The organism is Legionella sp. 39-23, assembly GCF_001897665.1.
GTDB lineage: Bacteria > Pseudomonadota > Gammaproteobacteria > Legionellales > Legionellaceae > Legionella > Legionella steelei.
Window position 1 is genome coordinate 24,877 of record NZ_MKTO01000029.1, and the last position, 18,276, is coordinate 43,152.

Here is an 18,276-nt window from a genome sequence, read left to right on the forward strand (position 1 = left end):
GTCATCCACGAAAATTATTAACCATAAACACGCAACAAATATTCCATGACAGCACGTAGCCCCATAACCTCGCCACCCTCTGGTTTGCCCGGTTTGCTTTGTTCGCTCCAGGCCATAATGTCGAAATGTATCCACGGTGTTGTTTTGGTGATGTAACGCTGGAGAAACAATGACGCAATAATAGCTCCAGCATAAGGATGATCACTGCAGTTGGTCATATCTGCAATCGAAGAGCGTAGAAATTTTTCATAAGGTGTAAACAGCGGCAAGCGCCATACCGGATCAACTGCTTTATGAGATGCATCAATTATGCCTGTGGCCAATGCTTCGTTATTTGTAAAAAATGCTGACATTTCAGTACCTACAGAAACACGAGCTGAGGAAGTTAATGTGGCGAAGTCAATCAGTAGATCGGGTTGCCCTTCACATGCTTTAACCAAAGCATCGGCTAGAATCAATCGTCCTTCGGCATCCGTATTGTCTAATTCTACTGTTAAGCCATTGCGCATCACTAAAATATCACCTGGTCTGTATGCATTAGGACCAATGGCGTTTTCCACTGCAGGAATAAGCAGATGTAAGTGAATAGGTAAGTTATGTGCCATAATCCACTGAGCTAAGCCTATCACATGTGCTGCCCCGCCCATGTCCTTTTTCATTATCCGCATGCCATAAGCTGATTTAATATTCAGGCCTCCTGTATCATAACAAACGCCCTTACCCACCAAAGCAATACGAGGATTTTCTTCATTACCCCAGGTTAACGAGAGCAAACGTGGTTCTGACTGGGCTGCACGGCCAACGGCGTGGATGGCTGGAAAATTATCGTGTAACAGTTCATTACCAATCCATTGTTCAAATTTAGCATTATATGTATGGGCTAATGTAGCAACTGCATCGGCCATTTCTTTAGGCCCCAGGTCGCTGGCTGGCTCATTGATTAGATCACGTACTAAGAAGTGCGTTTGCGCCAATTGGAGCACCTCATCAAGCATTTGTGGCTCAACCACTAAAATTCGAGGAGCAGTCGAGTTTTTTTTGTATTTTTCAAAACGATATTGTGCTAATGCCCAATATAAGACAGCTTCCTGAGTGCATGTATCTTGAACTTGATACGTGTTCACAGGCAATAATTCCGCGGCATGTGCCATTGCCAATACCTGATTATCATCGCCGGTGCCTATATATGCTTTTTCTAATAAACCATCGGCATTATAAAACAAGCAACAATCACCAAGTGTCCCATTAAATTGCATTTGCTCAAAGTAGTTATGCTCTACTGCCGTTAATGTGGGGCGTTGTTCCTCCCACTGTTTTGGGGACATGAAATAAAGAGGGACAGGTCTGGTGCTATCTACTGTATAAAAGAGATCTGCTTGCATGTTTATTTCTCGGTTAATTTAGTGATTAGTTTTTATTTGTAACTGATGATTAATTATTTGTTCTGATTTATTTTTTGTCAAAGATTAATAAATCTAATTTTTTTTGCAAAATTTTTTTACGAAGAACATATTTCACTAAAAGTTGATATGCTTATTTAAAGATAGCTTAATTTTATCATTAGGAACTTGGGCAAAATGAACATGAGGAACGAACGGAAGCTTGCTGCGGATTCTTTAGGGATAGGCGAATCCATCGTTATGGGAACAGCAGGATCTGCGCCCGCTTTTAGTGTTGCTGCAGCAACCGCTACACTTGTCGTTACAGTGGGTACCTTAGCCCCAGCAAGTATTTTGTACTGCGGGTTTATCATGTTTGGTATTTCCCTGGCATTTATTCATCTGAATAAGGTCATTGTTAATGCTGGTGCGTCCTATGCATGGATATCCAAAATTTTTGGGGTGTATTTAGGCTTTTTTACTGGATGGGCTGTTTTAGCTTCTTCAGTAGTCTTTATGGTCTCGGGCTCTATTCCCGCAGCCACAGCAACTTTACTACTTGTCGCACCTGATTTGGTAAACAGCCCTGGCTGGGTTGCATTTACCAGTATACTCTGGATAACTATGATTTCAGCAATAGCGATTGTGGGAATTAAACCTACTGCCTATTTGCAAATTCTGATGACTGGTTTCGAAGTGCTTATTCTATTTGCAATTATTGGTGTGGGGCTGGTCAAGTTCAGCCATCTTCCTGCTCATCATTTCTCTTGGTCTTGGCTTTCTTTTACCAGCTTTACGCCCGATTTATTTGCAACAGGTGCATTAACTGCAGTGTTTTTTTATTGGGGCTGGGATGTTACCCTTAATTTAAATGAGGAAACAAAAAATACGCGACACGCGCCAGGAATAGGGGCCTTCTGGTCTGTACTGATTATTATATGCATCTATGTCAGTTTTGCTGTTGTCACACTTTTGGCACTTTCTGATGCAGAAATAAAGCATGCTGGAACAAATGTAATCTTTGCAGTTGCAGAAAAAATAGTGCCGCGTCCATGGAGTTATTTGGCGGTTTTTTGTGTGATGCTCAGTACAATTGGTACCTTGCAGACCACCATTGTGCAATTTACGCGAACTCTTTTTGCTGAGGCACGTGATGAAATAATTCATCCGCGTTATGCGACTTTACATCAAACCCGAAATACGCCATGGATAGCAATTCTTTTTATCTGGTTTTTAGGGGTGATTCTCTTGTTTCTATCCTCTAATTATTCAACGGTAAATCTTATTATTAAAGATTCAGTGCATGCGCTTGGTCTTTTGGTTGCTTTTTATTATTCCTTAACTGGATTTGCTTGTGCTTGGTACCATCGCTCTTTGTGGAAAAATACTGCTGAATTACTAGGCTATATCATTTGGCCTACTTTTAGTGCCTTATTTTTAGTTTTTATCGCAGGATTTAGTATTCCTAAATTTGATTTGGTGACCGATATTGTTGCAGTAGGAGGGATTCTTTTGGGGTTTGTACCTTTATTAATTCGTTTTTATACAAAAAAAGCCTCACAAACCAAGTGATAGCGGGCGAGATAGACTCTAGATGAGTACAAAAGGAGTTAGGTATGTTAAAGCAATTTGTAAAAACATTATTTCTGTGTTTTTTGGTGTTTTTATCTTCTGTTCTCACGATTAGACTGGTCTATGCAGACAATGAGAAACATTTGCTATTGCATACTCTGAAACCAGGAACACTCATTGTGGCTACTTATTTTACCAATCCGCCTTTTGAATATTTACACAATGGAAGGGAAATTGGTTTTGAAGTGGATTTGATCAGAGAGGTTGCCAAACGCTTGCATGTACATCTTGAGTTTAGAAATACGCAATGGGAAAAAATTATAAATGAGTTAAAAGAAAATCATTATGACCTAATAATGGGGGCGATTACGATTACTAAGGAACGTGAACAACTCATCGCATTTTCTAAGCCCTATATGACTACTACCCTAAGTATCGTGATTAATACAAATAAAACACCCCAGGTAAAAAACATTAATGATCTTGGCAATCTTACTATGGGCGTCCAAGCAGCAACAACAGATTTTGATATTGCCCAACTCATGCAAAAAAAGGGACAAATTCATGGAATAAAAATATATCCTTTTAAAAATTTTAACCTAGCAATAGAGGACTTAATGGCCGGCAAGGTAGGGGCGGTGATGAAGGTATTTCCCGTTTCTTATTATTATGTTCAATACCATCCTGAATTAAAGATTCTTGCCGCAGTCCCCAATGCACCTCAGCCATTGGGGTTTGGTATGAACCAAGCCAATCAGGACATGGTTAAAGCTGTTAATCAGGCTCAAGCAGAAATGCAAGCCGATGGAACCTATGAAAAAATTTACAAAAAATGGTTTGGAAATGGTGCAAAATAAGGACACAAAGTGTAGCGCGGGGCGTATCCAGAATCCCAAGTTCGGCTGCGCTACACATAGTAATCAGTCCCGTTGTAATCACTGAGCAGGAGCATTATTTTTAAAGTTTTGATACAGTCCAATCAACTCTGCGCTGCCAATAACATGTCCCGTCATTGTGTCTAAAACGATTTCACGAGTGGTACCATCACCCAAATTTAATACGGTATCCAGAGCATACAATTTGAAATGATAACTATGTGCTCCTAAGGAAGGGCAAGGACCTCGATATCCTAAGCCACCCCAACTGTTTTTTGCATTTGCAGCTCCAGGAGGAGTGGGAGCTCCAGCGCCCAACTCGGTTACTGTGGGTGGTATATTAAACACAATCCAGTGTGTCCAAGTGCCGTCAGGTGCATCCGGATCATCAACAACCAGAGCAAGAGACTGTGTATTGGGTGGAATGTTTTGCCAGCTTAAAGGGGGCGATTGGTCTGTTCCATTACATGTAAACTGGTCTGGAATCATGGAATTCATTTTAAATGCTGAGCTTTTTAGGGTGAACGCATTTGCAATACTATGGCAGTAAAAAAAAGAAAGGGTTAAGAATAAAAGCAGAGAATATTTTTTCATTTTTATTTTCCTCCAACCTATTAAAAAAGTAGATCATTGAGACAATAAAGCACCGCTATGAATTCACGAATTAGAAAAGTTAATAATATTGCAGTGCTTACTTATCTTCAATCAGGTACTTCCATATTCATTTGAACAAAAAAAAAATCCAGATGCAAAGATTTTAAAGATTGATATAATCCACGCCCCTAAGTTTCGCTTAATCTTTTGTCACACAATAAAATTTATTGGCATGTTGGTCTAGATATTCATCTGTAAATCATGGTTGTTGGCAGTTTATTTTTCTGTACTCTGCACATAAAAAAAGATGAATTGATTGGAATGAGTTGTTTTTTTATAGGAAATGGTAATGGAAAAAAAAATTGAAAAATCGAGACATGCAAAAAAAGAAGGAACAAGTATTAACTCAACATCTCAAGAGCTACAAATCGGTGAAGTAATCATCAATGTTCCTGAAACTTCTAAGGCTGTTGAGGCATATGTTGCTCCTGAACAACAGAATCAGCTAGAAGATGTTTCATTAGAAAATGAGGGGTATGAGTCAATAGCTCCAATTACTGATTCTGACGAGACAGATGATGATTCATACGGGCTTTGGGAGGTTTTCAAATCGCTAAGTGCGCTTTCTGTTCCTATGGCGCTTTCATTTACCTTTAGCTTTGAGATTTTTTTAATTGTTCTATTACTTAACTCGCTCAGTGAAAACGAAGACGAAGTGGCTTCCGCTACGTTAATCTCTACAATGATCAATACTCTTTTAGTCATTGGTATGGCTCCTTTGTTTTCTATGAGTGTGGTCGCCAGTAAGAAAATTGGTGAGCTTACTGAAGCTGAAGAACAGGGGGAAACCAACGAAGTTGTCTTGCAGGAAAAACGTGAATATATTGCCGGTATCAACCGGAATGGTCTTTTGATGTCGGCTGTACTTACTCCAGCAATTATGGCGGGAATGATTTTTTCTAAACCTTTATTAACTACTGTTTTTGGACAGAATGACCATGTTGCGGAAATTACACAGAATTTTTTACGTATTTATTCACCTGCAGTAGTAGGGCTATTGACACGCATATCTACGGAACAAATGATGTTTAGCTTTGGACGTGCTAAACCAGCAATGTTTATGGGATTAGCAAACCTTGCTGTAGGAACAGGAATTTCTGCCTGGCTTGGATTTGGCGGTCTAGGTGTACCAAGGCTAAGGGGGACTGGAATTGCTATAGGTTATGTCATTGAAGCGTATTTAACATCGATAGCTTATGCGCTTTATTTAGCAAAACATAAAGATTTTAGTCAGTACGAATTTTTCAATATTTTTAAAAAATTTTCCGGGCAGTTCGCACAGCTTAAAGAACTTTTGCAAATAGGTGGCTCGATTACTTTGTCGGTTGCAAGTGAAATGGCAATGTCTCTTTCTGTAAGTGTTCTGTCGGGGATTTTGGGGACAAAGGAACAAGCAGCCATCACTGCTTTAAATCAGTATGTCTTCTTTAATTTTTTATTATTAGCAGGGTTTGGACAAGGGAATTCACAGGAGCTTAATCGTCTAATTGGCGCCAAAAAATATGAAAATGCTAACCGTATGGGGAAATATGGATTATTAACGACCCTGCTTTATACCACTCCTATTCCTTTATTTTTTGCGGTGATGCCAGGTGTGCTGGTTATGGGCAATAATCCCGCTCAAGTAAAAGATATTCTTAAATATTTGGCACCCATTATGTCGGCTGGAGTCATTTTGGATTCGGTACGCTATGATTTGTTACAACAATTACGAGTTTTGAATGATCTCAAGGGGTCAACTATTATTTCAGTTTCTGCATTATCTTTGGGGATCACTGGCTCCGCTCTTCTTGGACTTAAAACGAAGTTAGGAATATATGGCATCGCTGCGGGGTATACAGGGGGTGTTATTATCGCTATTCCCGGATTAGCCTATAGATGGAGCAATCGCATCAATGCGGGAAGAATAGAAGAAATTGCTGAAGAGCCACCGCAGATTGTTGAGGAAGCCGCTCAAGTTACTGAAGAGCCTTCTCGTGCACTTACATCCTCTGCACATTGCATGGATGGTTTTTTTAGCCAACTCCTCAAGAAAAATCCTAAGGATGAAAAAGAGAGTTTGTTAGAACATAAAGGAGCAACATATAATGCAATGAGTAAAATACAGATCGTTTAAATCATAAATTAGGTGAATAGGGATATAAAAATGACCATTGGCTGTGTTATTGATTTAATTGTAGAAAAAAAGGAAAAAGCATTGATTGTTTTTGAAGACGAGGGTTTTATCGCTTTTTTGGACTCTCGTCCACTTTTTCTGGGGCATACCTTATTAGCTCCTAAGATGCATATTCAAACACTATATGATTTGCCTGACTCAATGCTATCCCCACTTTTTTCATTAACACAAAGAATAGGCAGGGCTGTGGAAAAAGCAATGGGGGCTGCAGGAAGTTTTATTGCAATGAATAATACCGTTAGCCAAAGTATCCCTCATCTGCATATACATATTGTTCCCAGGAACAAACACGATGGGCTTAAAGGTTTTTTTTGGCCACGCACCCATTATAAAGATGAACAGCATATGCAGGAAGTCCAAGAACAAATTAAGCACCAGCTGAATGTCGATTAACAGATTTTTCGAGGTATGTTTGAACTAGGTGACATGCCGTATTTGTGCGAAATTCGGTATTGCTTGCAATGCCCGATCAATCATATATGATGGATGAGGATTAGACATCCCAGCAATTCAGTTTCACAAAGAACATAAGGGATAACCATGCGTTTTCTAACCTTTTTACTAGGATGTTACATTATGACTTCTAATATCGCTGCCGCTGATTCATCTAAACTCAATGATAGTGCCTATGATTATGCATTTCATACATTGCGCGGTCATGAGCCATTGCCACTCTCATCATTTCAAGGCAAGGTTTTAATTGTTGTGAATACGGCTTCAAAGTGTGGTTTTACCCCGCAATATGCGCGGTTAGAGAAGCTTTATGAACAGTATAAAGATCGCGGTTTGGTAATACTGGGTGTTCCTTCAAACGATTTCGGTGGCCAAGAACCAGGAACCGAGCAAGAAATTGCTAGTTTTTGCCAAGTCAATTATGGTGTCACTTTTCCAATGGCTGCTAAAGAAGTGGTTTCAGGAAAAAATGCACATCCATTTTATCTGTGGGCGAGACAGAAATTAGGATTTGGCACAGCACCAAAATGGAATTTCCATAAATATCTTATTAATCGCAAAGGGGAGCTGATTGATTATTTTTATTCAACGACTTCTCCTGAAGCAGGGCGTTTGGTCAAAGTAGTTGAAAAGGCTCTTGACGAAAAAGCATAATTATTGATGGGCATATATAACTACCTGTAGACTGGGCTGTTAAGCCCAGCATGTAACAATGTCGACGGATGAACACCATGGATAAGTTACTTGTTAATTGAGATTTCAGTGGTAGTTTTTATAATGGACATTTTGAAGAATAAGAATTAACACAGCAAACGCTGGGCTTATCAGCAGCCTACCTCGCTGACTACCTTAAGCAACATCATATCCGCCTGCCACCTCGTTATACACTTGCACAATACTATCAAGTAATTGTGCTTTTTCTTGAATTAACGTCAATTTACTGCGATCAAGATTAATTTTTGCATTGAGCACATTGCGATAGTCTTTTGCTCCTGACTTATATTGAGCTAATGCAACCGCATATGCCCTTCGTGCTGCCATATAGCCTTTTTGAGTTTGCAAATAGGATAAATTGTTTTTCTGTTCATTGGTAAGAGCATCATCTACATCCGCAAATGCGGTGTGGAGGGTGTTTAAGTATTCATAATAAGTTGCCTTGAATCCAGCCTTCGCTGATTTGATATTTTCATAGGTGCTGGCATTGAAAATTTTTGTTGAAGCAGCCGCTTCTGCAACCCAAATATTCGTACTCAATTTTAGAATATTTGTTAAATCAACAGAAGCACCCCCAATTAAACTGGTTAATGCGATGGTTGGAAAAAAAGCCGAATAAGCGACTCCAACTTGTGCCTGGGCTATTTTTAAATTGTTTAACGCAATCATGAGATCTGGACGATTTTTTAAAACCGATGACGGCAATGATTTAGGGATCACCTGATTTAAGTTCAATGCAAGCAAGCTGCGATGCGTGGTAATCGGGCCAGGATTTTGATTCAACAACAGGCGGATGGTATTTTCACTTTGCGCGATAACGCTTTCAATTTGCGGAATCCTGGCCTCCTCCTGTGCCAGTTGTTGATCAATGTTTATTGGTACTTCGATATTGCTGGCCCCTTTCTTGAAACGAATTTGTTCCAGGTGGTGTTGCTTTCTTAAATCATCAAGCAGTTCTTTTTCAACAGCCAATTGTTCGCGCTGGCTTAAGAGCATAAAGTAGGCTCCGCTCATTTGGCTGATAATTCCTAATTTTGTTGATTGAGCTTGTGCTTGCTCCATGGCTAAAGAAGCTTTGGCTGATTTAACGTTATAGATGTTATTTAAGATATTCACCGTGTATTTTGGTGTAAAGCCGGAGTAGTATCCTCTAAATTTGATGTTGGAAAGATGCGAGAAAAAGGGATTATTTGCTAATTGTCCTCTGGGAGTAATATGTGAGTTCCAGGTTCCTCCTGCAAAACCGGTGGCTGTTGCATCCAGAGTTGGGATCCACGCAAATTGAGCTGCTTTAAGTTGTGCTTGTGCTTGCTCAATCGTTGCATACGAACTTTTAATTGTGTCATTAGAGGTCAATGCTTGCATAATCAGCTGATTAAGTTCTGGATCCTGCAGCTTTTTCCACCATGCAACTCGGCTTAAGTCCTCCGCTTTATTATCGGTGTATTTTATGCCGCCACGTGAATTTTTAGGATAATTCACTTTTTCAGGAATAACGCAGTTTTTGCAACAAGCTCCAAGCAAAATAGCGAATAGATGTAACAAGATAATTTTTAGTTTCATAGTTTAGTCAACAACCCCTAGTCGAGCTTTGTTTTAAATATTTTTCCCGTCAAAAAAATCAAAATAATGGCAATTAATACAATAGGTAAAATATTAGGAACAATCTGCGTAAACGTGTTTCCCTTCAATAAAATCCCACGTGTAATACGAATAAAGTACGTCATAGGTACGCAGTACCCTATCATTTGTGCCCAAGTAGGCATGCCATAAAAAGAAAAAATATAGCCTGACAAAAACATTGACGGTAATTGGTAGAAAACACTGAGTTGCATTGCTTGCATCGGAGTACGTGCCAGCGTGGAAAAAATCATCCCCACCATTAAATTGGCAATAATAAATGGGGCAGACGCGATATAAAGCAAGAATGTACTTCCTTCGGTAGGAATATGAATTAAGACTTTACCAAAAATTAAAATACTGGTTAGTTGCAAATAACCTAAAACAATGTAGGGTATTACCTTACCTAAAATGATTTCTGTTGGTTTCAATGGCGTACTTAACAACATTTCCATGGTTCCAGACTCTTTTTCTGAGGTGATGGCCGTTGATGTAAGCATTACCATGGTAAGCGTGAGTAGTACCCCAATTAATCCTGGAACGATATTGTAAGAGCTGGTATTCGATTCATTATAAAGTCGGTGAATGGTGAGATTGACACCTCGCTGTGTATTAGTGGCGTTGGGGGAGCTTAGCCCTTGTTTGTTAAATGTATCTAGAGTTTGATTCAGTATGGGGAGTGCATTACTGAGCGCACTGGCACTACTTCCAGGATCTGAACCATCGATTTCAACCAGTAACTGTGGATTTTCATTGCGAATATATTTGCGTGTAAAATTAGGAGGGATGGTGAAGGCGAAGCTTATTTTGCCATTAGCGAAATCTTGATTTTTTTTACGTTCACTCATTTGTTCATCATGAATGATTCTAAAATACCCCGAGGCCTCAAGAGCACTTACATATCCTCGAGTTAATGGGGAGTTATCATAGCTAATAATGGTCGTGGGAAGATGTTTAGGATCAAATTCAATAGCAAAACCAAAAAGAATCAGCAACATAATCGGTAAGACGACTAACATCGCTATAGTACCGCGATCGCGTGTGATCAACACAAATTCTTTACGTATTAGGCCAATAAGACGAGTAAGGGATATTCCATGTATAAAATGTTTGTACTTCATCGCATTAGTCCAATAAAAACTTCTTCAAAGGAAGGGGTAACCTCTTTAAATGAAAAGTGATTATATTCTTGAGTCAGTTGCTTCAATGGTTGATGATCACGTGATGAAATTCGCAATTCATTATTTACAATTGAGGCCAAGAGCTTGGGATATGTATCCTGTATTTTTTCCATTAATGGAGTTTGCTCTTTTCTCTCGACTTCCAATACGTACGTTTTGACTTTGGAGTAGGGAATTAAATTTTGGGTACTGCCTGTATACAATAGTTTTCCTAGATTGATGTAGGCCAAATCAGTACATTTTTCGGCTTCATCCATATAGTGAGTTGTGACCAGAATGGTTGTATTATCACGTGAGGAAATTTTATGTAAATAATCCCAAAACTCTTTACGCGCTTTGGGATCAACTCCCGCAGTAGGCTCATCTAAAAATAATAATTGTGGCTTATGCACCAAACTACATGCTAGGGCTAAGCGTTGTTTCCATCCTCCTGATAAATTAGCTGCTTGAATCTTGCGATAGTCTTCAAGTTCGAGATCTTTTATAATGTCTTCTATTGCTTTAGCTGAATTTTTTATCTGAAAAATATCGGCAATAAAGCGCAGATTTTCATGAACCGTTAGTCCTGCATAAAAACTAAATTTTTGTGGCATATAACCCGTACGTTTTTTTATCTCATCACTTTGACTGCGAATATCATATCCAAGACAGGCTCCCTCTCCATCAGAGGGGGTTAAAAGCCCACAAATCATGCGGATAGTGGTCGTCTTACCACTGCCATTTGAACCTAAGAATCCAAAGATGCTGCCTTTTGCTACTTGTAAGTTAATGTGATCTACAGCGACTTTTTCAGCGAATTTTTTTGTTAAGTCTTTAACATCAATTGCAAACTCACTCATGCAGTCAATTCCAAGGTAACAGGTTGGCCGAGGTGAATTTTTTCAAGATCGGGGGCGTCAATTTTGGCTTCTACTCGGAATACAAGACGCTGACGTTCCTCACGAGAATAAATGATGGGCGGAGTGTATTCAGCAATATTGGAGATGTAGAAAATTTGACCCGATGCAAAATCAGCATTGTGATCGGTCTTGATTTTAATTCGTTGATTCAGGCGTATGTTTTCGAGCTCTTCCTCGGGAACGAAAAATACGGCTTTAATATTATTTTTGGTAATTAAGGAAAGAACAGGGGCTGCTGCTTGGACAAACTCACCTTTGGTATGATAAGTATCAAATATAATCCCATTATCCGTTGCAAAGTTTTCCTTGCGCGTTACCTGCCATTTTTTGTCAGCAGTATCGATTTGATTACTTTTAATTTTGGCATCAATATCGGTAAGCTGTTCTTTGGAAATGTTTAAATCTCTTTGTGCTGCATCGAGGTCATTTTGACTGGCTGCATTTTGTTTGCGCATGTCTACGATACGGCGGTAATTGATGTCATTGTATTGGAGTTGGGTCAAAATTTGTTGTCGTTGAGCGAGCAGGTCTTTTTTGTTTAACTTGCTTATTTGTACATTGTAAAGTTCGCTGGTTTGTTCAAGCCTAAATAGAAATTGATCGGTTTTAACTCGTTGTCCTCTGACTATGGCAAGATCAGTGAGTCGTCCACCAAAGTCTGCAGACAAATAGATGAGGTCCACATCAATATACCCACTAAAAGCTTTATTCTCTTTCCCACAGGCTGTTAGTAGTAAGAAAGTCAACCCAATAAACAGCAATTTATGCATTTCAAACCCATCCTGAGCTTTGGTACGCATTCATGGAATGGCGTCAACTTAAGAGTAGACTCAGTGTCCGGTCTGCAAGATTGCGACCTAAGTTTCACTCCGACTACATATACTCATCCTTAAGTTGAGCCATTGCCTGAACAGGTACAGATTTTTTAATACTGCGGGAATATCAGCAGATATGCTATCTGAGGCAATAAGTACGTATATTAAGCTCAAGAATTCCGTGTGTCAAAAGAGTTAGTCACTTGATTTAAATCAGAATTAATAATGCACGTTGCTTAAGTTATCCAGCAGGAAATTGATACCATTTGACCTTATCCTGGTAACATGTTAAACAACCACTCGGTATCAAAATCACTGAGCATTTAAACATTAGCAAGGAGTATCTTAATGAGTTTTAAATCGTTTTTTTGCGCTACAATTGCACTTTCTTCTTTATTTACCCACGCGGTTGTTGCTGCGCCAAAAGAAATTACTTATAAAAATGAAAGAGGTTCAATTTTAACCCTTAATTTCTTGGCTGATAATAAAATCGAAGGGTATTTCACCACGGCAGTTGCTTCTAAAACCTGTCCACAGGCAATTAATCAAAAAAGACCGATTACAGGTTATATGGTTGGTAATGTACTTTCTTTCAGTGTTGTTTACCCAATGTGCGAGTCTGTATTGAGTGTTAGTGGTCACCTCGATAAAAATCTACACGCTATTGATGCAATTTCCATACTGAACAAACAAGCAAGCGACATTACTCATGAAGGTCCTGGAGCCCGTTTTATTGGTCATGATTCCTATAAAAAAATAGGATAAATGCATGTGGCGGTGTGGCGAATCGAGTATGCATCTTGAGCGTCGTCCGAGATGGTATGTGTTAGGCGATTCGGTAGGCTGGGCTGTTAAGCCCAGCATGTAACAATGCACCAAAGTACATGGGCTAATTGGGCTACAAGAATTAATTCAGCAAAACGCTGGGCTTCCAACCTACGCTTGCCAATCGGGATGGCAAAATTTTAAGCGTATGAATAAAAAATTCATTATTAAGATGAGACGTTTTCGAAGCAAATTAATTTGTGTCATAATGTGGAAATATTGAACACTTGAGGTGCCGTCAATTGAATAAATGTAAATGTTTTTTCGCGCTGTTCATATTCTTCGCAATGCCACTATTGGCACAAGCAACTCAAAGTCACCTGAACGCAAATGACGATGACTTGGTTTATTTCCAGATGGAAGCACAGGTACTCCACAAGCCTGCACCAATTGTTATTAATGGAAAACGTTATTTAACTTATGAGATTTTTCTTTCGAATATAGGTCAACACCTGTTTTCTTTAGAAAAGGTCGAGATTTTTGATGGCAAAAATCCTAATCATCCTATCAGTTCTTTTGATCATGAGCAGTTAAAAAAAATGTTGCATTCTTTTGCAGCAAAAGAAATGAATAACAATGAGGAGTTAATCGCACATCCGGGAATTCGCCATGTCATATATCTCTCAATTGAGTTGAATCAGGGTAGAGAACTCCCCAGAACAATCATGCATCGGTTTTATCTTAAGTCACAAGAAGAATCTGGAAGAGCAGATTGGTTTACTCTTGCTGCAGCACCTACTGGTATTAACCGGGATGAACCATTACTCATGGGCTCACCTTTAAAAGGCGAGCATTGGATGGCAATCAATGGTCCATCGAATACCTCGAAACATCGACTGGCTCATGTCACTGCTCATGGTATTACCCATTACCCTGAACGTTATGCGATTGATTTTATGCAATTTGGGGCAGACGGAAATTATTACAAAGACAACCCCAATAAAAATGAAAATTATTATAGTTACGATGCTCCTCTTTATGCTGTTGCCGACGGCAAGGTAGTCGAGGTGCTGGATGGTATTCCCGATAATGCCCCCTTAGGACGTGATTATCCAATTACCTTAAGCAATATAGCGGGTAATTATGTCATTATTGATCTTGGAAATCACAAATATGCATTCTATGCGCATTTGATACCTAATAGTGTTAAGGTACATAAAGGAGATAGAGTAAGTAAAGGTCAGATCATTGGTAAACTAGGAAATTCTGGTAATTCTGATGCACCGCATTTACATTTTCATATTATAGATAAACCATCACCATTGCTTGGTGAGGGCATACCTTATGCTTTCGAGCATTTTATAACGCAGGATTACTCATTTTCTGACAATGACGAGCCCCCCTTAATTTATAAAGACAATAGGGTGCCACATCATGATGAAATAGTGTATGAAAACACGTTGATGACATTTGAGAGTAAGTAACCTGTAACGCCAGAGTATTCACTATGTTATACACTATAAATTTTCTTCGCTTGTACGCAATAATTGTTTTAGTTATCTATGATTGGCATTATTTTTTTAGTTTATGCTATAAAAAAGGCGCAGGCTTCACGATGCAATTTGTGCCTTTTTACATTAACCAAGAGTGTCTGTATTGGGCATTCTTCTCAATATTTGCCACCTATTTGCTTCTATTTTTTATGACTGCACTGGCAAGATATGTTTTTTCCCTTATTTTAGGAAAAAATAAGGTTGGCTTGATGGCCAACATTCTGATTGTTATTTTGATTACTTTATTATTACATTTTCTGAAATTATTTCTCCTTGTTACTTAAACCTATGGTGTTACCCACAAGGGTGTATGCCTTGTTGCAAGTTTACTCGGCTTCAATCATGTACTACATATACTCTCTCTTGCGCTTGTCTCAATTTTAATGGCGATGCTATATAGTTACGCCAGTTTTAAACCACGAAATAAGCTGTGTAATTCGAGAAGAATCTTTTCTTTAGTCTGAGTGATACTGACTACTAATAAAAACTGAGCAGTGTAATAAAGAAACATAATTAGCACGGCTGTTGGTGTATTGTTTGCTAAAACAAATAAGTTTAAAGACAAAACAAAGTCAGACAACAAAAAGAGACATGCTCCGATCCGCGTTAGCAGCGATTGTTGCTTTACTTGAAACGCGCAAAATACCATTAAAGTAAGTAGGCAGAGATAGACTGCGACTGGTTTTTCCATTTCGCCCAAATAGGGGGATAAGAAGTAGAAACTGACTAAGACAAATACTAAGATAGGTAAAAAAGAAAGTAAGTTCTTGCCGCGAAAGCATATGTTTTTTAAAAATAACCAGATGTAGGTACAGTGCGTTGCCATAAACGCCAAAATTCCCACGTGCAATGCTATTTTTATTGGTAAGGTTAAAAAAACATCACCAAGAAGTGAAAATCCCAAGGCAAAGAGTAATAAGGTTTTTACTTGTTTGCTGCAGTTGACTTGTAATGTAAAAAGCATAAGTAATGCAATGGGGATGGGTTTCAATATGGTAGTCAAAGGGTATTGGATAAAAGAAAGCAACCCAAGATACAGTATTATGCTGAGCAATGTGAGTGGTATGGTTATTTTAAATGGCTGTCCTGGCATATAGAAGTCCTTATAATTTAATAGGCTTCTTTCGAAACGCTATTACAGAGGCCAATTGTGTCTCTTTGGGTTTCGAAGAGGTCTGATAAATGTTTTCTAGTATACACGTTCTTTATCGTTCCTTTAATTTTTTGTTTATTTAAGATAATTATGGTTTAATAACGTCCTTCTTGTGTTTTTTAAGGCCTGGTTATGAAAAAAATAATCGCACTTCTACTTCTTGCCTCTTTTTTCTCAGTAGGGCATGCCAGTAAACTCAGTAAATTTTTTAAAGACATGGATGCAGAAGATAGGGCGCGTCAAGAACGAGAATGGCGCCAAGATATGAATTTCGGTGACTTTTCATTTCGTTTGGACAGACGATATACGGATGATCGCGGACAACGTTGCCGTGATTATAAGTTTAGATCGCGCAGTAATCCTTTTCGTCATGGATATTATACAGTCTGTGATGAACGCTAATTCTCAGCTCCGCCTGATTTGTGGCTGGGAATGAGCCTTATGGTCGTTCCCATATGCCATCAGTAAAAATCATCCTATTTTGCTTATCAACTTGACACATTGAAATGGAGAAATTCATTCCATCTTCTAGAATAAAATCATATAGACCAAAATTTTTTTGTGGGGATGCAACTCCATTTTTTTAAGGATGCATGATGCGTAAGCCTATGATGATGCTTTTCTTGTTGGTATTTACTTCCTGTAATTATGCCAATGTAGCCAATGATATCTTGTTAAGCAGAACATCGGAGCAGAAAGCGCAAATACTAAGTGGAATTATCAATGCAGCAGGCGCAACATGTGTTCCTGTGGTCGCTTTTTATCAAGGCCTCGATCGATATGATGCAGCATATTGGAATATTGCCTGTTCCAATGGTCATGCTTATGTCATTCAAATCGCAAATGATGCAGCAGCTACAACCACAATCATTCAATGCGATGCAATGAAATCATTGGGAGCACAATGCTTTAAACGATTTGGTTTTTAATTGGCACAACAGAGACGAAGCGAAGAGCGTTGTACAATGAATTAAAGGTGGATAAATATTAATAGAGTTGAATGAGGGCTGGTTATATACTCGATATAAGTGATATTATCAGGCGAACATCAAAAAGGGATTTTTTATGGAGCAGACAGTAGAGCATCGTATGATTAATTTAATCTCTAGGACGCAAGAAATTCCACCTGATGAGATTGATTTGGATCAGTCAATTGACCAGGTTGTTTCTAGTTCTCTGGATTTAGTCAACTTATTCTTTGATTTAGAAGATGAGTTTGATCTTGATATTCGTAATGACATCAATAAAGAACAAACGATTCGCGAAATAGCTATTGATATTAAACACTTAATTGCTAAAAAGAACTAAAATTCGTCTAATCAACTCAAGCTAATGCGGGTTTTGAGCGTCACCATCATCCTTGGTATTAAAAATAATTTATAAGAGTTTTTTTTGCACATTCTTTATTGTCATTACGCTAAAGAAAATTTAAAATGCCTCTTTTTATTATGAGTAAACTAAAATGTCATCAGTATTAGAACTTCTCGGGATAAAAAAGCAACTGTCTACACCTGTGCCCCCACTTGGCATCAATAGTGATCTAAACACATTGCAAACGGAATCGATGCGATACTTTACTATTGCAAAGAATGCTGAGGCAGCTGATGGCAACAAGCTTGCGATTACCGTCAAAGACGGACAAAATTTTCGCACAAGCAAACAGGAATATATCAATTTTTTAACTCAATGCACGGCACAGGTTCAAGAAAAATCCATGCAATTAAAAAGTATTGATAAAAAAATTGCAGGAAGTGTTATTTTTGGTGTTACAGCCACTGCTTTGTCTTTTCTGCCAGTCATTGGCTTTTTAGGTTGGATAGGCTGGGCAGCTACCGCGTACTTTATCAATCAACGGGGTAATGCATATACTGAGTATTATGAGTCATTAAAACTTTTAGTCGGTGCTTGTAATTGGAGTCTTGGAGAAGGTACTGAGAGTCGCAAAGACACTATTCCTAATCTCACAAAGAATAAAGCAATACGTGATATGATGGCGGTGCTTTATCCAGTTCTTACTGAAACTCAAGTACGACATTTGATTGCAGATGATATTGAGAAAGTATTTACTCAAGAATTACATGATTATGAAAAAAAGTTTCAATTTCAACTAGGATTTTTCTCAAAACCAGATGCCAAACAAGACGAGACGATTGCGCTAAGTAAAAAGGGTGCTGAATTTAGTCGTTGTATTTATGGCTTTAATAAAGGTGGCGCTACAGATTTTCTTGATGCGATTGTATCCATTCTTCCAGACTTATATAAAGCAGCACTTCATGGTTTCCAACGCCTGCAATATTGGTGGCAAGGAAAAACAGCTTCTCCAGAAAAGGAAGCTGAGTCACATCAGCATGAGCCAGCCAAGTCGACTTTGTAAATAAATACACATTGTCTACACTTAAACTTTATGACTCGAGTCAATGAAGAGAAATGATGTTCTATACACGATGAATTGTACTGTTCTTAATGG

Annotated in this window: 18 protein-coding genes; 11 read left to right on the forward strand and 7 right to left on the reverse strand. The window is 38.6% G+C overall.

Going from position 1 to position 18,276, the window contains the following annotated elements; genetic code table 11:
* Positions 1-17: 17 nt before the first annotated feature.
* Positions 18-1,382 (reverse strand): leucyl aminopeptidase family protein, encoded by a 1,365-nt coding sequence (locus BGO44_RS10915; protein WP_273200322.1) that lies wholly within the window; start codon positions 1,380-1,382, stop codon positions 18-20.
* Positions 1,383-1,577: 195 nt separating this feature from the next.
* On the opposite strand from BGO44_RS10915, the gene BGO44_RS10920 reads away from it, so the two are divergent.
* Together BGO44_RS10920 and BGO44_RS10925 are read left to right on the forward strand one after the other, a co-directional pair.
* Positions 1,578-2,951: an APC family permease gene (locus tag BGO44_RS10920; protein ID WP_083503889.1), complete on the forward strand. Its 1,374-nt coding sequence runs from the start codon at positions 1,578-1,580 to the stop codon at positions 2,949-2,951.
* A 44-nt stretch (positions 2,952-2,995) separates the two neighbouring features.
* Entirely contained in the window at positions 2,996-3,808 is an 813-nt protein-coding gene (locus BGO44_RS10925) for an ABC transporter substrate-binding protein (protein WP_058509257.1), read from the forward strand.
* Between the two features lie 78 nt (positions 3,809-3,886).
* On the opposite strand, the gene BGO44_RS10930 is transcribed toward BGO44_RS10925, so the two are convergent.
* A complete protein-coding gene (locus BGO44_RS10930) occupies positions 3,887-4,420 on the reverse strand; it encodes a YbhB/YbcL family Raf kinase inhibitor-like protein (RefSeq protein ID WP_058509258.1) in 534 nt (177 codons plus the stop codon).
* A gap of 349 nt (positions 4,421-4,769) precedes the next feature.
* Here BGO44_RS10930 and BGO44_RS10935 point away from each other — a divergent pair, with 349 nt between their 5' ends.
* From BGO44_RS10935 to BGO44_RS10945, 3 genes are all read left to right on the forward strand, one after another.
* Positions 4,770-6,596 (forward strand): MATE family efflux transporter, encoded by a 1,827-nt coding sequence (locus tag BGO44_RS10935; protein WP_058509259.1) that lies wholly within the window; start codon positions 4,770-4,772, stop codon positions 6,594-6,596.
* 30 nt (positions 6,597-6,626) lie between these two features.
* A complete protein-coding gene (locus BGO44_RS10940) occupies positions 6,627-7,049 on the forward strand; it encodes an HIT family protein (protein ID WP_058509260.1) in 423 nt (140 codons plus the stop codon).
* Positions 7,050-7,232: 183 nt separating this feature from the next.
* Positions 7,233-7,763, forward strand: a complete 531-nt coding sequence (locus tag BGO44_RS10945) for a glutathione peroxidase (RefSeq protein WP_273200317.1) — start codon at positions 7,233-7,235, stop codon at positions 7,761-7,763.
* Positions 7,764-7,958: 195 nt separating this feature from the next.
* Here BGO44_RS10945 and BGO44_RS10950 read toward each other — a convergent pair whose 3' ends face one another.
* The 4 genes from BGO44_RS10950 to BGO44_RS10965 are packed head-to-tail and all read right to left on the reverse strand — an operon-like array spanning position 7,959 to position 12,293.
* Positions 7,959-9,386 carry a TolC family protein gene (locus tag BGO44_RS10950; protein WP_058509262.1) on the reverse strand — a complete coding sequence of 476 codons (1,428 nt, stop codon included), beginning with the start codon at positions 9,384-9,386 and terminating at the stop codon, positions 7,959-7,961.
* Between the two features lie 17 nt (positions 9,387-9,403).
* Positions 9,404-10,564, reverse strand: coding sequence for an ABC transporter permease (locus BGO44_RS10955; protein ID WP_058509263.1), 1,161 nt, complete (start codon positions 10,562-10,564; stop codon positions 9,404-9,406).
* Positions 10,561-11,463 (reverse strand): ABC transporter ATP-binding protein, encoded by a 903-nt coding sequence (locus BGO44_RS10960; protein ID WP_058509264.1) that lies wholly within the window; start codon positions 11,461-11,463, stop codon positions 10,561-10,563. Before BGO44_RS10960 ends, BGO44_RS10955 begins: the two co-directional genes overlap by 4 nt.
* Complete coding sequence (locus BGO44_RS10965) at positions 11,460-12,293, reverse strand: HlyD family secretion protein (protein ID WP_273200312.1); 834 nt, start codon at positions 12,291-12,293, stop codon at positions 11,460-11,462. The genes BGO44_RS10960 and BGO44_RS10965 overlap by 4 nt, the downstream gene beginning before the upstream one ends.
* Positions 12,294-12,686: 393 nt before the next feature.
* Between BGO44_RS10965 and BGO44_RS10970 the strand changes: the two genes are divergently transcribed.
* Positions 12,687-13,103 (forward strand): avidin/streptavidin family protein, encoded by a 417-nt coding sequence (locus tag BGO44_RS10970; RefSeq protein ID WP_193393369.1) that lies wholly within the window; start codon positions 12,687-12,689, stop codon positions 13,101-13,103.
* Positions 13,104-13,405: 302 nt separating this feature from the next.
* Positions 13,406-14,587: a M23 family metallopeptidase gene (locus BGO44_RS10975; protein WP_157070675.1), complete on the forward strand. Its 1,182-nt coding sequence runs from the start codon at positions 13,406-13,408 to the stop codon at positions 14,585-14,587.
* A gap of 469 nt (positions 14,588-15,056) precedes the next feature.
* On the opposite strand, the gene BGO44_RS10980 is transcribed toward BGO44_RS10975, so the two are convergent.
* Positions 15,057-15,749 (reverse strand): lysoplasmalogenase, encoded by a 693-nt coding sequence (locus tag BGO44_RS10980; RefSeq protein ID WP_273200310.1) that lies wholly within the window; start codon positions 15,747-15,749, stop codon positions 15,057-15,059.
* Between the two features lie 192 nt (positions 15,750-15,941).
* Here BGO44_RS10980 and BGO44_RS10985 point away from each other — a divergent pair, with 192 nt between their 5' ends.
* The 4 genes from BGO44_RS10985 (at position 15,942) to BGO44_RS11000 (ending at position 18,183) form a co-directional block, all read left to right on the forward strand.
* Positions 15,942-16,211, forward strand: a complete 270-nt coding sequence (locus tag BGO44_RS10985; protein WP_058509268.1) for a hypothetical protein — start codon at positions 15,942-15,944, stop codon at positions 16,209-16,211.
* Positions 16,212-16,402: 191 nt separating this feature from the next.
* Positions 16,403-16,738 carry a hypothetical protein gene (locus BGO44_RS10990; RefSeq protein ID WP_237760401.1) on the forward strand — a complete coding sequence of 112 codons (336 nt, stop codon included), beginning with the start codon at positions 16,403-16,405 and terminating at the stop codon, positions 16,736-16,738.
* Positions 16,739-16,874: 136 nt separating this feature from the next.
* Positions 16,875-17,117 carry an acyl carrier protein gene (locus BGO44_RS10995; protein ID WP_058509270.1) on the forward strand — a complete coding sequence of 81 codons (243 nt, stop codon included), beginning with the start codon at positions 16,875-16,877 and terminating at the stop codon, positions 17,115-17,117.
* Between the two features lie 154 nt (positions 17,118-17,271).
* Entirely contained in the window at positions 17,272-18,183 is a 912-nt protein-coding gene (locus tag BGO44_RS11000) for a hypothetical protein (RefSeq protein WP_058509271.1), read from the forward strand.
* Positions 18,184-18,276 lie beyond the last annotated feature (93 nt).

What these genes read in the sequence shown, in the direction of transcription:
- BGO44_RS10915 (WP_273200322.1), bottom strand. Translation starts at nt 1,382, where the DNA reads ATGCAAGCAGATCTCTTTTATACAGTAGATAGCACCAGACCTGTCCCT.
- BGO44_RS10920 (WP_083503889.1), top strand. Translation starts at nt 1,578, where the DNA reads ATGAACATGAGGAACGAACGGAAGCTTGCTGCGGATTCTTTAGGGATA.
- BGO44_RS10925 (WP_058509257.1), top strand. Translation starts at nt 2,996, where the DNA reads ATGTTAAAGCAATTTGTAAAAACATTATTTCTGTGTTTTTTGGTGTTT.
- BGO44_RS10930 (WP_058509258.1), bottom strand. Translation starts at nt 4,420, where the DNA reads ATGAAAAAATATTCTCTGCTTTTATTCTTAACCCTTTCTTTTTTTTAC.
- BGO44_RS10935 (WP_058509259.1), top strand. Translation starts at nt 4,770, where the DNA reads ATGGAAAAAAAAATTGAAAAATCGAGACATGCAAAAAAAGAAGGAACA.
- BGO44_RS10940 (WP_058509260.1), top strand. Translation starts at nt 6,627, where the DNA reads ATGACCATTGGCTGTGTTATTGATTTAATTGTAGAAAAAAAGGAAAAA.
- BGO44_RS10945 (WP_273200317.1), top strand. Translation starts at nt 7,233, where the DNA reads ATGACTTCTAATATCGCTGCCGCTGATTCATCTAAACTCAATGATAGT.
- BGO44_RS10950 (WP_058509262.1), bottom strand. Translation starts at nt 9,386, where the DNA reads ATGAAACTAAAAATTATCTTGTTACATCTATTCGCTATTTTGCTTGGA.
- BGO44_RS10955 (WP_058509263.1), bottom strand. Translation starts at nt 10,564, where the DNA reads ATGAAGTACAAACATTTTATACATGGAATATCCCTTACTCGTCTTATT.
- BGO44_RS10960 (WP_058509264.1), bottom strand. Translation starts at nt 11,463, where the DNA reads ATGAGTGAGTTTGCAATTGATGTTAAAGACTTAACAAAAAAATTCGCT.
- BGO44_RS10965 (WP_273200312.1), bottom strand. Translation starts at nt 12,293, where the DNA reads ATGCATAAATTGCTGTTTATTGGGTTGACTTTCTTACTACTAACAGCC.
- BGO44_RS10970 (WP_193393369.1), top strand. Translation starts at nt 12,687, where the DNA reads ATGAGTTTTAAATCGTTTTTTTGCGCTACAATTGCACTTTCTTCTTTA.
- BGO44_RS10980 (WP_273200310.1), bottom strand. Translation starts at nt 15,749, where the DNA reads ATGCCAGGACAGCCATTTAAAATAACCATACCACTCACATTGCTCAGC.
- BGO44_RS10985 (WP_058509268.1), top strand. Translation starts at nt 15,942, where the DNA reads ATGAAAAAAATAATCGCACTTCTACTTCTTGCCTCTTTTTTCTCAGTA.
- BGO44_RS10990 (WP_237760401.1), top strand. Translation starts at nt 16,403, where the DNA reads ATGATGCGTAAGCCTATGATGATGCTTTTCTTGTTGGTATTTACTTCC.
- BGO44_RS10995 (WP_058509270.1), top strand. Translation starts at nt 16,875, where the DNA reads ATGGAGCAGACAGTAGAGCATCGTATGATTAATTTAATCTCTAGGACG.
- BGO44_RS11000 (WP_058509271.1), top strand. Translation starts at nt 17,272, where the DNA reads ATGTCATCAGTATTAGAACTTCTCGGGATAAAAAAGCAACTGTCTACA.